Annotated in this window: 11 protein-coding genes; all 11 read left to right on the plus strand. The window is 42.4% G+C overall.

The window, feature by feature from the left end; translation table 11 throughout:
• The first annotated feature begins 3 nt into the window (after positions 1-3).
• The 11 genes from ACM2FC_RS02400 to pstS all read left to right on the plus strand — a co-directional run bounded on the left by ACM2FC_RS02400 (position 4) and on the right by pstS (position 15,389).
• Positions 4-1,482, plus strand: a complete 1,479-nt coding sequence (locus ACM2FC_RS02400) for a type VI secretion system Vgr family protein (RefSeq protein ID WP_498479228.1) — start codon at positions 4-6, stop codon at positions 1,480-1,482.
• 144 nt (positions 1,483-1,626) lie between these two features.
• On the plus strand, positions 1,627-5,292 hold the full coding sequence (locus tag ACM2FC_RS02405) for a DUF2169 domain-containing protein (RefSeq protein ID WP_498479229.1): 3,666 nt from the start codon (positions 1,627-1,629) through the stop codon (positions 5,290-5,292).
• Positions 5,279-6,391 carry a pentapeptide repeat-containing protein gene (locus ACM2FC_RS02410; RefSeq protein WP_498479230.1) on the plus strand — a complete coding sequence of 371 codons (1,113 nt, stop codon included), beginning with the start codon at positions 5,279-5,281 and terminating at the stop codon, positions 6,389-6,391. The genes ACM2FC_RS02405 and ACM2FC_RS02410 overlap by 14 nt, the downstream gene beginning before the upstream one ends.
• Entirely contained in the window at positions 6,388-7,044 is a 657-nt protein-coding gene (locus tag ACM2FC_RS02415; protein WP_498479231.1) for a DUF3540 domain-containing protein, read from the plus strand. The genes ACM2FC_RS02410 and ACM2FC_RS02415 overlap by 4 nt, the downstream gene beginning before the upstream one ends.
• 36 nt (positions 7,045-7,080) lie before the next feature.
• Positions 7,081-7,497, plus strand: a complete 417-nt coding sequence (locus ACM2FC_RS02420) for a PAAR-like domain-containing protein (protein ID WP_498479232.1) — start codon at positions 7,081-7,083, stop codon at positions 7,495-7,497.
• A gap of 13 nt (positions 7,498-7,510) precedes the next feature.
• Positions 7,511-8,152 (plus strand): type VI secretion system lipoprotein TssJ, encoded by a 642-nt coding sequence (gene tssJ, locus ACM2FC_RS02425; RefSeq protein ID WP_498479233.1) that lies wholly within the window; start codon positions 7,511-7,513, stop codon positions 8,150-8,152.
• A complete protein-coding gene (tssK, locus tag ACM2FC_RS02430; RefSeq protein ID WP_498479234.1) occupies positions 8,149-9,516 on the plus strand; it encodes a type VI secretion system baseplate subunit TssK in 1,368 nt (455 codons plus the stop codon). The genes tssJ and tssK overlap by 4 nt, the downstream gene beginning before the upstream one ends.
• Before the next feature lie 2 nt (positions 9,517-9,518).
• Complete coding sequence (locus tag ACM2FC_RS02435) at positions 9,519-10,259, plus strand: DotU family type IV/VI secretion system protein (RefSeq protein WP_498479235.1); 741 nt, start codon at positions 9,519-9,521, stop codon at positions 10,257-10,259.
• Positions 10,260-10,273: 14 nt separating this feature from the next.
• Positions 10,274-13,816, plus strand: coding sequence for a type VI secretion protein IcmF/TssM N-terminal domain-containing protein (locus ACM2FC_RS02440; RefSeq protein ID WP_498479236.1), 3,543 nt, complete (start codon positions 10,274-10,276; stop codon positions 13,814-13,816).
• Positions 13,817-13,827: 11 nt separating this feature from the next.
• Complete coding sequence (locus ACM2FC_RS02445; protein ID WP_498479237.1) at positions 13,828-14,061, plus strand: hypothetical protein; 234 nt, start codon at positions 13,828-13,830, stop codon at positions 14,059-14,061.
• A 266-nt stretch (positions 14,062-14,327) separates the two neighbouring features.
• Entirely contained in the window at positions 14,328-15,389 is a 1,062-nt protein-coding gene (gene pstS / locus ACM2FC_RS02450; protein ID WP_498479238.1) for a phosphate ABC transporter substrate-binding protein PstS, read from the plus strand.
• Positions 15,390-15,423 lie beyond the last annotated feature (34 nt).

A 15,423-nucleotide genomic window follows, 5' to 3' on the forward strand; every position in this document is an offset into this window, starting at 1 on the left:
ATCATGCCACAGCTATCTAAATTTGTTATTTCTGGAATAGAGAATAAGTTTTCTATAACCAACTTCTATGGTGTAGAAGAGCTTTCAAACGAATATAAATTTGAGCTTGAAGTGAGCACTTCTAAGCAAGTTGAAAAACTCGATAGCTTGCTATGGCAATCATGTGAGTTCACTATTTGCTCAGAGCGTGAGCGTACGATTGGCGGGATGGTTTCTGAGGTATCAGCACTCAAATTTGTCAATGGTGAGTACTATTACAGTGTGACTATTCGTCCTACTTTTTGGGGGCTGATTGAAGAAATCAATTGTGCTGTTTTCCTCCATATTACAATTGTTGATGTGATTAAGCAGGTGCTTTCTAAGCCTAGAACAGGACTTCAAATCCCTTTCGAAATGAAAATAAGCGAAGAGTACGAAGAAAGAGAAATTGTCGTTCAATATAATCAATCTACTTTGCACTTTCTCAAGTGCCTGATGGAGTTATATGGACTGTACTATTACTTCGAGTATCAGGATGGGGCTGAAAAGCTTATTATCACTGATAACAAAATGGTTCATCAGAAACTGCCTGCAGAAACCCTACGCTATTACCCTCCAACGGGCCTCGAATATACAGATAAAGTTAATACGGTTAGCGAATTTAATGTTCAATGTAAAACGCTACCAAAGAATATCCTACTTAAAAACTATAACTATCAAAAACCCGATGTTGAAGTAGAAGGTGTCTCTTCCGTTGATAGTGAAGGTGTCGGGCAACAGTACTACTATGGTGGTGCCTTTAGTTCTAGGAAAGAAGGCAATTTTCGCTCTAAGTTAAAATCAGATCAGCTAAAAGCAGAATCCCACCTCTGCTACGGAAAAGCGAGCGATCCGCAAATTGCACCGGGTAGTACATTCTCACTCACTGGGTATTTTCTTGAAGCTGCAGATGAAGATTATCTGTTTGTTAAAGTGATGCATCGCGGCAAGGCCGGGAGCGCAGAAAACGATATTTTTTATGAGAACGAGTTCGAATGCTTGCCTTCTAAGTATCAATATCGCTGCCAAGAGCGTACTCCGAAGGTAACCATACACGGTGTGATTAACGCGACAATTGATGCCGCTGGTGCAGAAGACTTGGACAGTCAAGGGCGTTATAAAGTTAAATTTCACTTCGATTTAAGTAATCCAGATGCAGGAAAAGCGTCTCATAGAGTTCGCTTGCTCACTCCTTACAGCGACTCTGCTGGGGGTATGCACTTTCCTCTCAGACATGGTACAGAAGTGAAATTGGCCTTTGAACACGGCGATCCGAGTCGTCCAGTTATTGTTGGTGCAGTAACCAATCCGAACAATCAGAGTGTTGTTAGCGATCAGAACAGTACCTCTTATGTTATGCAATCACCGGGTGGCTCACAAATTTCGATGTCGGATGGTTCTAGCGGCGATACGATTCTATTTTCGTCCAAAGATAATAGTAGTTTTATTCGAATAACTAAATGACAAGAGTTTGAAGGGATTTATTCGCTAAATTTATTAATTTAACAGTATGTTAGAGCGAATGCCATAAGTAATAAATCCTTCATAAACCTGTCGTACAGTACGTGAATCTGTTACGAGGGAAGCCTCGTTAAGTCTGGAGAAATAATGCGCGTTATCAAGTCTCTTAATCAAGGGATATTAACTCACTCGTTTGTTTTGGCTGGTAAGCCAAGGGAAGCTATCACTGCGATTTACGGCTTTGATCTCTGCGATCCTAGTAAGCGTCTAAGTGAGCAACAGCTGTGGCAAAGGTGTATCGATTTGCTCGGAGATGTGCCGCTAGATATGGGAATGCCTAAGGTTAAAGGTGAATGGCTGGTGTGTGGTTCTGCTTACGCCGGTGAGAAAGCGCGATCTGCCGTCCGAGTAGCGGCTCAAGTCGGCCAGCAACATAAAGCATTGGATGTGTTAGGGCAGCGATATTGGACTCAGTCCAAATATGGCTTGAGTCTTACCCATCCGTTAAGTTTTGAGCAGATGCCAATCACTTGGAATTATGCAGTGCGTGGTGAAGGGTTGCAATTGAACCCTCACGGTATCTCTCCACCTAAAAAGGTGGATGATGCTCAGAATTTGTTGCACGCAGGGATCTATTATCCGGGTGAGTCTCAATCAGAGTGGAGCTCAAAGCCCCGACCTGCTGGATACATGCCAGTCGACATCATGCAACCGAAACGGCAAAAGCTTTTAGGGACTTATGACGAGGAGTGGCAGCGTACCGCGTGGCCAAACTTTCCAAGAGACTTCAACCCACAGTTTTATAATATTGCACCTGAAGATCAGCAGTTTGAGGGGTATTTCCAAGGTGGTGAACCTTATGCTCTCGTTAACTTGCACCCTGAGTTAGAAACCATCCAAGGAAACATCCCTTATTTCCAACCAAGAGCGTTTCTAAGGCGTACCGTTGACGAGCATTTGGTCGTGAATGAAGTTCCACTGGATTGCGATACATTCTGGATGTTTCCGGATACCAATACTGGCATATTGCTATTCCATGGTAGTGCAGCGGTTGATGATGAGGAAGGTCTAGATATTAAAGAAGTGCTACTTTCTGAGGAGCCATATGGTAGCACGTCTCGGCCAATAGAATACTACGTCGAGTTGTTTGACAGAGCGCAGACAACAGAATATATGGCGGAGCAAATTGGTATAGATATGTCTCCGTTGGAAGACGCTAAAGCGGATATTGCCAAGGCGGAAAAGCTGATGGAAGATGCGCCCAAGTATATGAAGTTTCGATTAGATCAAGTCAAAGGTAATGCTCCGACTCCGCAAACCAGTATGGCGAAGACTAATGAAACAATGATGGCACAGCTCGATGACAGAATTGCGTCGCTAGCTGAGATGGAGCTGCATTTAGAAAAAAATCCGGTAAACCCAGAGGTAAAAGCCAGTGTTGTAAAAGGTCAGCAAGAGTTGGCTGGGGTAAAGGAAAAATTGGCAGAAAATGCTAAAAACCTTTCCGACATGAAAACCAAGGTCGCTGAAGTCTCTGGTAAGCTTCCGGTTTTGCCGGAAGGTGCTGAAGATAAAAAGAAAGAGCTGAAAGGTGATCTGGAGTCGCTAGGTAACCAATTTGAACTTCAGCACACATGGAAAGACCAAGCCTCATCATTGGTCTATTTAGCAAATCAAAACTTGATGATGAAAAAATTTGAAGATCAGAAGCAAGAATTGGAAGCGTTAGGCTTTCGAGAGCTCTATTTTCAAATGTATTTACTTGGATGGATACCTGAAGAAACACCGCTAATCGCTGAACACTGGCAGCTTGAATCACCATTGGATAGAGAAGTTTATGGTCCAGGTTGGGTGTTTATGCAACATCAAGAGGGTGAGATAAAGGCCATCACTATTCGTCCGGGTGACTTATATACGCCAGATAATGACTATTTGATTCCTGGCTCTCAAGAGATGGGATGGTTCTCAGGTTTTGAGGCGCCAGCAAAAATTATCGTTACTGACTTGGTTTCATCATGGATATTGGCCCAAGCTCTTGCAGACTACATCGACATTGTATTCATGCGTGACGAAGGTGATCAGCTAGATCCTGACGTAGAAATGTCGGTAGAAGAGTCTGACTATGTTTACGTAGCTTGCTCATCGAACGCAGACCTAACGGAGTGGAAAAAACGCTTCACTCACATCAAGCCACTTTACTATCCGAGAGATATAGAGATAGTTCGCTTTCATCAAGAGGAAATTGACCCCTTAACTTGGTTAAATGAGCAGTTTTCTTCTGAATTATACGCACACCTTTGTGATTTTCAGAAACAACACCGTAAAGCGCGCGATGAAGCTGTTGCTCCAAAGCAAGTTTATGGCCAAATGAAGGCCCATGCCGATCAAAAAGCCGTTGAAGCTTTTGGGTTCAATCCTTTGGAGCATGAAGACCCTGTCGGTTTTAAAATGGATCAAGCACTTGATGAACTCGCAGGCCGAATGAAATCGAGGCCTGACTCGGAAAGATATGATAAGTATCTTAGTGACGTAAAGAAGCAGTTTGCCGAATCCAAGGAAAAATACAAAGCCGGGCCAGACCCGTTTTCTGACGATGTGGCCGATCTTAAAAAACGATTCTCGGACATCAAGCAGCAGTTAGATAGCGCATCAGAGAAGCAAAACGTCCCAATCGATAAAATGATCGACAAGAAAGAGTTTGCACAGTTTGAAGAAAAAATGATGTCCATGATGACCGAAATGGAACCTTTAAAAGAAAAAGCCAAAGAGCTTCAAGGTCAATTAGAACAGGATGAAGATAGGGATTATCAAGAGTTATCGCGACAAGACGTTATATATCGTTATGCAGCAGGGCTTTCATTTGAAAAGAAAAACTTATCAGATCTTGACTTGTCTGGTATTGATCTTTCCGGTGCCAACTTTCAAGAAGCGGTCTTAATCAAAACCAATTTTAGTCGCTGCAACTTATCTGGTTGTGAGTTTAAGGACGCAATAGCAGACGAAGCCGATTTCACACATGCGAATGTTACTCAGGCTCAGTTTCATCATGCGATTTTAACTAAAACCAGCTTCGTTAAGGCGAATGGCCGATTTGCAGACTTTACTCACGCGACGATGGTTGAAAGCAACCTGGCGCAAGCTCAATTATCTTCGACAGTTTGGGCGAGCGCAATGGCGAATCAAAGCTGTTTTGTTCAAGTGGATTTAAGCCATGCAGATCTTGGTAACGGTGTATTCATAGAAGCAGATTTTACGGGAGCCGACATGAAGCGTAGCTTGACTGATCAAGCTGTGTTTAATGACGCAATATTGCGAGATGCAGATTTACGATTATGTAAAGGTAAGAAAGCAATATTTTGGGGAATTAAAGGTGAAAACTCGCAATGGGATCGCGCACAATTAAATGGTGTAAGGTTTGGTCCGGCAAATCTAACCAAAGCGAAGGGGCGTTATGCTGACTTTTCAAATTGCTTGGTGAAAGAGGCGGTTTTTGATAACGCGGACTTAAGAGGTAGCAATTTCTATCGTGGGTTTATCGATGGTGTTCATGCAAATCATGCTCTTCTTGACGGTGCAAACCTTAGCGGTGCGCAGCTAACGCGTGGCAACTTTCAATCTTCCTCTTTGAAAGCGGTGAATGGTATGCAATCAACGTTATTCCGTAGTCAATTCCAACACGCTGATTTATATCTGAGTAATTTCTATAGCGCCGATGTTAGAAAAATTGAGTTAGGGAATACCAACCTGAAGAACGTCAATGTCGATGCCACGATATTAAAGCATAAGCTGGAGCTCTTCGATGAACAGAAATGAGTTTAAACGTTTGTTAAGGGAATACGCATTCATTGAAGACAGGGATTTGTCAGGTTGCAATATGAGCTGCCTAGATTTGACAGAAGTTCGTTTTCTTCGCTGCAATTTATCGGAAGTTAACTTATCAGATACCAACTTGACTCATGGGATGTTTGAAAGTTGCATATTGACTGGCGCTAATTTTGACAATGCAAATTTGACACATGTGATGCTCATTAAGTGTGATTTGACTAACGCTAATTTGTCTCACTCCTTGATGGAAAATGGCATGGTTTCCGAGTGTTCTTTGGTTAATGCGGAGCTTGCTCAAGCCAAGTGGGAAAGCTCGATTATCCAAGATAGCAATTGCGAGAGAGCTAGGTTCCAGGGAGCCAATATACAAGGCTCAATCGTCAAAGATTGCGACTTAACATATTGCGATTTTTCCGATTTATTTATAGAAAAGATTGCCTTTGATGGTGTGTGTTTCGACCAAGCAAACTTTAGTCGAGCTGTGCTGACTAAAAGCTATATATCAGAGTGTGACCTTTCGAAATGTTTGCTCGAAGGTACGACATTCAGCTCAATGCAAGCAAATGAATGTAACTTTGATGGGCAAAACCTAAGTTCTTGCGTGCTAGAGATGAGCTACTTTATGAAGTCTAGTTTTGTTGGAGCGAACCTGTCTGGCGTAAATGGCACTAACACTGCATTTACTAACGCAGACTTAAGAAGCACAAATTTTACTCACGCCAATCTAAACAACTCAAACTTTGATGGTGCGAAGTTAGTCGATGCGGATATGTCGAACGCAACGCTCATTCAGTCTCAATTGACGAACTTAGATGCACAGAGAGCGTGTTTTAATCATTGCAGTTGTAAGCAAGCGAATTTCTCTCATTCTGATTTATCTTATGCCGAACTCACTCAAGCAAACTTTAGTTTGTGTGACTTCCACAAAATCAAGCATGAGCAGGCCAATTGGAAAGGAAGCATTAAGTTGGGGGCTCGCTGGGATGATGAAATGCGCTCAAAAGCGGAAGATTGGCAAGTGCCAGTGACTATTCAAAAAGAAATCGAACAGGCGCTAGCCGAATCAGATATAAGGACCTCATTATGATGGCAACAAAATTTGTGGCAACGTCATTAGACAATAAACAAGCCTGGCAGATGCAATCCGGGGTGGTATTAAATGAGTTAACCAGTGGTTTTCAAGTTAAAAGTGAATCTGGATTGGTAGGAGCTCAGGTCGCGGCAAGCTGCTTGCTAAAACCCAACATAGGCGATCGGGTTTTATGGAGCGGAAATGAAACGGAAGCCTTTATTTTGTCAGTTTTAGAACGTTCTAGTATTGAGGCTTATCAGCTAAAAGTTCCTGGTGATTTAGAAGTAAAAACTCAGGGAACAATGACTCTAAGTGCTGAAACCAATTTAACCTTAAGCAGCATTAAACAAACAGAAATGACATCAGAAAAAATTAACGTAGATGTCAAAGAGGCGAATGTGAATGCTCAACTGTCTCATTTTTCAGGGCTAAGAAGCTTTTTCCATATTGAAAAATTGAGTTGGGTGGGTAAACAAATAGAGCAAGTTGCAGATCGTGTATTTCAACGATTTAACATGCAGTCCAAAAAAGTCACGGGACATGAAGAGAAGCAAACTAAATCTAGCCGTCACTTAATAGAAAAAGACTATGTGGTTCAATCACAGAACACGCTTCATCATGCTGAAAAAAATCTGCACCTTGATGGTGAAAAAATTCACTTGGGTTAGTAGCCCTCCAATGCAGAATGGTAAGGAGAACAATTGATGCCAGGTTTTGCTATCAATGCAGGAGGCAGCGTAACTGTTGCTACTCCTGATGTAACGGCGGTGCCTTCGCCCACAGGCCCAGTGCCAATGGTGGGTGCAAATATGGCATCTAGCGCTACCAGTATTCCAACGACAACGGTGATTAACGTCCTCGTATGTGGAACTCCCGTTACAAACCAGATGACGATGACAGCGACAAGTATGTCTACAAGCCCTCCGGTGGCAATGGGAGTGGCATCGGGAGGCCCAAATGATATGGGAAGCAAAAACACTCAAGGAAGTACCAAAACAATGATGGGGAACGCCCCAGTTGTGAGTATGTGTAATATGACGGCTCAAAATGGTATTTCACCGAACTCTGTTGGAATGCATCAGGCATCCACATCAAACCAAAAAGTTTTAATTCAAAGTTAATTAGGAGCGGGACATGCATGTTCGTTTTCGCAATATAGCTGCGTGGTTAGGAGGGGCTTTAGCACTGCTGCTTGTCGGTTGTTCTTCTGAGCCTCAACCGGCCGGAAGTATTTCCCAAGTACCAGTTAAAGATCCAAGTCAGATTCATTGGGATTGGCAAGCCGATGCAGTAAAGCTGAACCTTAAAGCCGATCCTCATTTGAACTATTACAATGGGCAGTCCCATGCTCTGATGCTTTGCTTTTATCAGCTGAAAGATAAGTCCAGTTTTGAAGAGCTGAAAAAAACGACTGCGGGTATTAATCGGCTACTTCAATGTAATGGGTTTGACCAGAATGTCGTTTATAGTCAACGTTTGTTTGTTCAGCCCAATGAATCCAATACACTTGATTTTCCAAGATATCAAGGGGTTAAGGCTGTAGGTTTAGTGGCGGGTTACGCGAACCCAATGACTGATAAAGTGGCCAAAATTTTTGATATCCCAATTGATAAGCAAACAAAAGGCATGATCTGGAAAACAACTTGGTACAAGCCAGGAAAGCTTTCGATGCAACTTATTTTAGGAAGACAACTCATTGAAACTGGCTTTGAAGGGAAAGGGGATTCTACAAAGGCCAAGAAAGCGACAGAGCCTAAAGAGGAAACAAAAGCATGAATCAGCCCCTTTACTGGCATCAAGGCTTGTTGTTGCAGCCTCAGCACTTTCAATTAGAAAGCCAGTTTCACCAATGGCAGCATAGCCAAACCCGCGCTTTAACGCAAAATTACCCTTGGGGCGTGGTGTCGTTGGACATTCGTGAAAATGCTTTAACCGATAAACAGTTTGTTGTCCAAAAATGTGAGGTGCTATTCCCAGATGGCAGTTTGTGCAAACTCAATGAAAACGCAGTGATTGCGAGCCGCCAATTTGAAGAGGATTGGGTGGAAACAGGCAAATCTTTCCCAGTTTATTTAGGTTTGAAACACTGGCAAGTGAGTGGAAATAATGTCACTGAAGTCCATGACTCTGCTGAAATGGGCGATGTGAGCAGTCGTTATGCGGCTTTGTCCAACCCTCAAGAGGTGGCTGATCTTTATGGCGATGGCGCCACTGGGCAAGTGAAGCCTTTACAATATGTAATGAAAATATTTTGGGAAAATGAGCTTGATGTGGCTGGTGACTACCATTTAATTCCAATTGCGAGATTAGAAAGAGATGGTCAACGCGTTTTTCTCAGCGAACGCTTTTTACCGCCTGTGACTAATTTACATAAATGGCCGAGTATGCGCAGTTTATTTCGTGATGTGCTTGACCAACTGGTCTCTAGAGCGAAGCAACTTGAGCGGTTTAAGAAACCGACATCAGCGAGGCGAATGGCCTCTGGAGACGGTGATGTAACATTAACTCTAGCTATGCGTTCACTCAATCGCTGCGCCTGCCAAATTCAGTGCTTGGTTGAATCGCCGGTTTTGTCACCTTGGGAAGCATGGAAAGGGCTTAGCGAAATATTAGCTGAACTCAGCAGTTTTGTTACCGATTTTAGTGTGTCTGGTGAACCAGGTGTTGAGCGTTGGCCATCGTACGATCATTTAGAATTGCATGACATGTTTGACTGCTGCCAGCAACAGCTCACCCAAATGCTGCACAGTATTGTTGTCGGTCCAGAGTACGCTTTGCGTTTTGAATCTCAGCATGGTGCTTGGCACACCCAATTACCAGAGCGTGCGCTGCAGGGCGAGTATCGATATTGGTTGTGGATCTCTGGTTTTAGCTCTAGTCAATATGTTGAGCTCGCAAGTCGAATCAAGGTAAGTGCTAGCACTCAATTACCAAATTTAATGGCTCGTGCGGTCTCGGGCATACCGCTTATCGTTCAGCATGAAACTCCGCCGGGCCTTCCTCGCGCAGAAGATGGCATTTATTGCGAGTTGGATTGTCGTTCACCTTTGTGGAAGCAAGTCGTCGATAGCCAAAGTATCGGTGTGAGTGGACTCGCTCCCGAACAGTCAAACATGCAATTATTTATCACTCGAGGATAATTATGACCTTATTAGAATGTTTCCAGCCTTTAATGGCGGCTGTTAGGCAGCTTATTGAAGCTGACCCATCAACACTCAATGACGATCATTCAGCAAGTATTACGTTAAATAGTACGCATGCTCCTCAACCATTTTCAAACACGACACAAGAGCCCTCTGTTGAACCGAGTTGGAAGCATACTATTGAGACGCTTCGACTGGATGCGGAGTCTGCGGCTTTACAGCTAGGTTTAGCCAAGCAAGTTATTGACGAAGCCAGGTTTGCCGTATTTGTGTGGGTAGATGAAGCGATTTTGAGCTCACCACTCGGGACACAAGGGCACTGGCATCCTTGGCAATGGCACTTCTTTCAGACACATATAGGTGGAGAAGAATTTTTTGATCGCCTCCAGCATCACAGTAGCAGTGCAAAAAGCGAGCATCAAATACAGCTTTTATCTATTTACGCATTCTGTTTGGGAATGGGGTTCTGTGGAAAATATGCGCACTTTCATAACAGTGAACTACAAAAAATTCGTTTGAAGCTGAGTGAAAAACTGTTAGCTGACAAGCCACTATTACCAACCAATAGTGAAATATTGAAGCCTACCGCGATACAAAAAATGATGAAGAGAAGCCCAGCATGGAGGCTAATTGATCCATTTCGCCTCGGTTTAATTGTTGTGGCATTTGGCCTCACTACAGGTGTGTACTTTCTCTATCAAACGTTACTTAACGCCCAGTTAATGGGTTGGATTGGCTAAAGGTAAAATTAAATATGTCAGGTTCTAAACGTAAATGGCTTTGGAGCAGCTTGAAGCTTATTTTGCTATTAGTTCTTATCGCTGGGGTTAGTGCCGCGGTATTTTTTTGGGTTGATTTAGAGCAGTGGCCTTGGTGGGCTGGCGCGGTTATTTTATCCGGTATTGCTGCTATTGTTTGCGCTATCTATTTGTTAAGGCGTTATATTCTTAGGTATCGCGAGAGAAAGTTTGTTGAGCATGTAGTAAAGCATGACAAAGAAGCAATTGAAACCAGCCAATGGGCTTTGCGTCAGCGATGTAATGAACTAGAACAGCGTTGGGCTAAAGCGCTAGAGCAATTAAAGTCATCTCGGCTTAAGCGTCAGGGACATCCATTGTATGTTCTTCCTTGGTATCTCGTAGTCGGTGAGGAAGGCTCTGGCAAGTCTACAATTCTTGAAAACTGTGGTCTTAGCAGTGTTCTTGCCCCATTAAGAGAGCCATCAGGGCACACAACAGCTCATTGTGATTGGTGGTTTTTTGAACAGGGTATATTTCTTGACACAGCAGGTAAATATTTCGGTGACGACGATAACGGTCATGAAACCGAATGGAAACACTTGCTCACTCTTCTCGCTAAAGCTCGTAGACGAGAGCCAATTAACGGTCTCTTGGTCAGCTTAAGCGTTTCGGATCTGTTGTCGTTGGATACCAGCCAATTACAGAAAAAAGGGCGTCAATTTCGCTTGAAACTCGATACATTAATGAAAGTTATGGGAGCACAGATCCCAGTTTATTTAATGTTGACTAAATGCGATCAAATCTATGGTTTTGAAGAGTATGCCAATGAGTTAGAGGGTTCGAAACGAGAGGAGTTATTTGGTTGTATTAACTCAGAGCGGGATATACCACCAGAGCAGGTTATTTCAAGAGCTCTAGCCCATATTAGCGATCAACTGCTCACTCATCAGCTTGAGCAGTTGCAAGGTTTAACTCCTCTTCCAGCACACACTTTATTGCTTGCACGTGAAATAGAAAACTTACACCAAGCGTTGACTGAGTTTGCAGAGAGTGCTTTCGGTGTCACACCGTATCATGAGCCAATATATTTTAGGGGGTTAAGCTTAAGCTCGGCTCTTTCTAAAGCGTCTCCGTTGCCTACGGTCATTCCTTCATTAGCGACAAATGAAGAGAGTAATTCCAGAGGTAATGTAGGCTATGACATGACGCCAACGGCAATTTTTTCCAACAACCAGCCAGTCGTTGTACAAGCGCATCATGCAAATATTACTGGTGATTCAGGTGAAACTAAACACCACCTGAAAGGGTTGTTCTTAAACGAACTATTTTCTCGTTGGCTGCCAAATGATAGGCATGTTTATCAATTCAGTAATCCATTTATGCAGTGGAGGAAATGGACGGGTAATTTATCAATTACTGTTTTGCTATTGCTGATGTTTTTTGCTGTCGGTGGTATGAGTTTAGATTACGTACAAACTCATGAAAGCTATGCTTCACTAACCAAACAAATGCAGAATGTGAAGAATCTTACGGATTCTCCCAAAAGTGGTTTAACGTTTGACCAAATCGAACAACAAAGATCCACTCTACAAGCTCTTCAAATTGCTATTCATAAGGCGCGACGCAGTCATCAACTGTTGTCTAAATTGGGCTTGGACTTGTGGATTAACAAAGGGCTAAATTTAGCTAAACAAGAGTATGTCGCTTCTTATAGTCGCTATTTACTTGACAATATAAACCCTTCTTTGTACCAAGAAATTACCAGTACAAATCAAAGTGCGACTGAGCAAGTAGGGAATGGCATAGATTATTTAGCATGGAGAATCAGCCAGATTCAAGCTAAGCTGGGTATGAATTCTCAAGCGACCTTACCGCTGCAAGGGCATGCTCAAATCAGCAACTATCATTTTGATCCTCTTGGATTTGTTAGTCAGATTGATTCTCAGCAAATGTTTATCGACTTTGTTCGCTGGAATGATAATTCTGATCAGCTGGAGAATTTGCTCAAGCAGACCCAGCACCACTTGCAAATAGCCTTGATGCGTCATCCACTTTCTCGTTGGTTAAACTCATGGATAGAAAACTCTAGTCAAGTTCAATCAGTGAGTGCTTCTAGTTTCTGGCAAGCAGGGTTAGCAAATGGCACTGACATTTCTGTTCCAGGGTCATATACAAGTGAAGGGAAAAAGTTTGTCGATGAGTTCTTAGCTCAACTACAAGATAGTGGAAATGCGCCGGTTAGCTCTCAAATAAATCGCTATAAACATGAATACATTCGTCAGTTTGTCGCTCATTGGGTGCAGTTTTACCAACAATTTCCAGCAACAGCCCAAGGCTTAAACATTAGCGATAGAGTACAAATCGCGAACCAAATACCGTATCAAAGCAACCCGTTCAGTCAAGTTCAACAGGCCACTTTATCGGAGCTGAGAGGACTTGGGAACTTAGTGAATTCTAGTACGTGGCAAAGTTTATATTTATCTCAAGCTATTGAGAATAAGTATTGGAACAGCAAGCAAAATACCAGCTTGCTTGGCAAGGGCAGTCAAATGCTTGGGAACAATACCGCTAGGTTGGCCAGTGATGATCCAGCGTTTAAACAGAAATTGGAAAAAGGCGCGAGCTTGTATGCAAACTACCAAGACGCACTAAGTCAAATACTGGACCACATTAGTAACGAAGCAACAGCGTTCCAAAGTATCAGTGCTTTGTTTGTCAATCCAAGTGCGGGCTCCCCTGAGCTGAAAGCCTCGAATGCTGCGAACCGATTGGAACAGCTATTGCAGTCCAACGGAGCTTACGCCAATGGTGGCACAATATACTCGGATAGTTTCCAATTTATGTTACGCACTGGCGTACTTCTAGCAGCTAATCAGTTGCAATCAGATTGGGAAGCTCAAGTGTATGGTCCTTTGCAGTATATGTCTGCGCAAGACAAAAGAAGAAAGTTATTTTCTCCAAATGGACTGCTAAACACATTTATTCATGGTCCTGGCAAAGGGTTCATAAAAATGGGTGCGCAAGGGTGGGCTCCTGCGTCTTTCATGGGGACAAGTTTGCCGTTTTCACGAGGGTTCTTCACCTTTATTGACCAAAGCGAATACTTGAAGCAAGACTTGAAAGATGACTACAAGGTGATAGTGGAAGCTATGCCTATGGGAGTTAATCCTGATGCAACCAATCATCCGTATGAATCAGAACTGGTGCTGTCTTGTTCTGACAAACAACAGCAATTGATGAACTATAACTATGCGCAAACGAAGCTGTTTGATTGGAAGCCAGCAAGTTGCGGCCAAACCAAACTGACCATTCGCTTCAACGGATTTGAATTGAGTAAGACTTATCCAGGGCAAAACGGATTCCAAAACTTTTTAACTCAATTTAGAAATGGAGCGGTAACATTCGTGCCTGAGGATTTTCCAACAAGTAAACAGATACTGGAACAAAGTCACGTAACTTGGATGAAGATCCAATATCGTTTTCAAGGCAATTTACCTATTGTTGCTTTAAAAACTCAAGACAAGTTTAAAGTGCCATTAAAGATTGTTTCCATGTAAGGGTATAGAGAATGTCTTATATCAACCAAAGTAATTCTAATCAACGAGAAGCGTGGCAAGGCAAGAGACTACCCATGTTGATGTTCGGTATATGGTTAGCCGCGTGTATTTTAGTCGTGGGTGTGTCACTTAGCCTAGCAGGAGAATCCGTACATTTGAGGCAGTTTGTTACTGTACAACTAGAAAAGGCTCATATTATTGATCCTCCTAACCATCATTCGGAAATATCATACAGTAGAAATTGAAATAGTTATCCAATAAATAACTCTTAATTTTCAGTAGCTGGTACCATTGTAATTTGGCGCCAGCTTTTTATTATTAGTCACTTTAAATAATTTCACTTATATGACTGTTGTTGATGTGGTTAGGGCTCCGTTATTTGTTTTTGTATTAGCATTGACTGGTGGTTAAAAGTAATTAGAATCGCTAACAACTAATTTAAATGGATTTGTTTTGGTGTTAACGATACGGAATATATTAATTATAAATAAAACCTAATTTAATATTGGCTATGAAAAAACTATTATCAAATAAAATAGTAAAAATACTTTTTATTATTTTTGCACTATCTATATCTAACTCTGTTTTTGCGTCGACAGTAAAGGTCTCGGGATCAGGTTCTTCAATCGCAGAGCCTGCAATGTTGGTGTGGACTAAAAGCTATCATACGCAAACAGGGAACCAAGTCTCTTACATCGCGACTGGTTCTGGAGTTGGCGTCGACAACTTAGAAAAAGGCAATAGTAATTTTGCGCTTACGGACATGCCATACAGTCAAACGATTCTCGGCGAGCATCATTGGGTTCAGTTCCCTATGATGGTTTCCATGGTCGATATTGTTTATAACCTACCGGGCGAGAGTAAAGCACTTATTTTGAGTGGTCCAGTTATAGCGAACATGTATTTGGGGAAAATTGTTTGGTGGGATGATGCTGCAATTAAGAAACTGAATCCAGAAATCAACTTACCACATAAAAAAATTGTATTGATGTATCGTAATACTGGGTCAGGTACTACTTATGCCTTTTCTCACTACCTGAGTGAAGTTTCGGACAAGTGGACAAGCATACATGATGGCACTCTAAAGCTCGTTGACCTGCCAGCAAACTCTATTGGTGAGCGCCTAAGCTCAATGCTTGCTATGAGTGTCAAACATGTACCGTATTCAATCGGTTATGTATCCGATCGTTATGCACAAAATCAGCATTTGGAAAAAGCTGAATTGATTAATCACGATGGTATGGCGGTATCACCGACTATGTTAAGCGCTTACGCGGCGTTGGTAAATATCTCAGAAAATACACAAGGTATGTTAACAAAAGTGGTGAACTTACCCGGAACGGAGAGCTGGCCAATTGTTGCAACCACTTTTATGTTGGTTCCTGAACACGCTAAAAATCAGCGTTCGATTTCTTCGATATTGCGATTCTGCTCTTGGGTACTAACGTCTGGTAATAAAGAGGCGCTTAAGTTGGGTTATATACCAGTACCTCACAGTTTTAGAACGCAAATCAGAGAGCTATGGCGCGTTGATTTTCCAAAGGTGAAACTCGATTATAGTCATTTTTTCTAGCGATTTCGTTATTGAGCCAGCATTACTTCTTCAG

The organism is Vibrio sp. A37 (assembly GCF_059777565.1).

Excerpts from the sequence above, each read along its gene's own strand:
- ACM2FC_RS02400 (WP_498479228.1), top strand. The coding sequence starts at position 4 with ATGCCACAGCTATCTAAATTTGTTATTTCTGGAATAGAGAATAAGTTT.
- ACM2FC_RS02405 (WP_498479229.1), top strand. The coding sequence starts at position 1,627 with ATGCGCGTTATCAAGTCTCTTAATCAAGGGATATTAACTCACTCGTTT.
- ACM2FC_RS02410 (WP_498479230.1), top strand. The coding sequence starts at position 5,279 with ATGAACAGAAATGAGTTTAAACGTTTGTTAAGGGAATACGCATTCATT.
- ACM2FC_RS02415 (WP_498479231.1), top strand. The coding sequence starts at position 6,388 with ATGATGGCAACAAAATTTGTGGCAACGTCATTAGACAATAAACAAGCC.
- ACM2FC_RS02420 (WP_498479232.1), top strand. The coding sequence starts at position 7,081 with ATGCCAGGTTTTGCTATCAATGCAGGAGGCAGCGTAACTGTTGCTACT.
- tssJ (WP_498479233.1), top strand. The coding sequence starts at position 7,511 with ATGCATGTTCGTTTTCGCAATATAGCTGCGTGGTTAGGAGGGGCTTTA.
- tssK (WP_498479234.1), top strand. The coding sequence starts at position 8,149 with ATGAATCAGCCCCTTTACTGGCATCAAGGCTTGTTGTTGCAGCCTCAG.
- ACM2FC_RS02435 (WP_498479235.1), top strand. The coding sequence starts at position 9,519 with ATGACCTTATTAGAATGTTTCCAGCCTTTAATGGCGGCTGTTAGGCAG.
- ACM2FC_RS02440 (WP_498479236.1), top strand. The coding sequence starts at position 10,274 with ATGTCAGGTTCTAAACGTAAATGGCTTTGGAGCAGCTTGAAGCTTATT.
- ACM2FC_RS02445 (WP_498479237.1), top strand. The coding sequence starts at position 13,828 with ATGTCTTATATCAACCAAAGTAATTCTAATCAACGAGAAGCGTGGCAA.
- pstS (WP_498479238.1), top strand. The coding sequence starts at position 14,328 with ATGAAAAAACTATTATCAAATAAAATAGTAAAAATACTTTTTATTATT.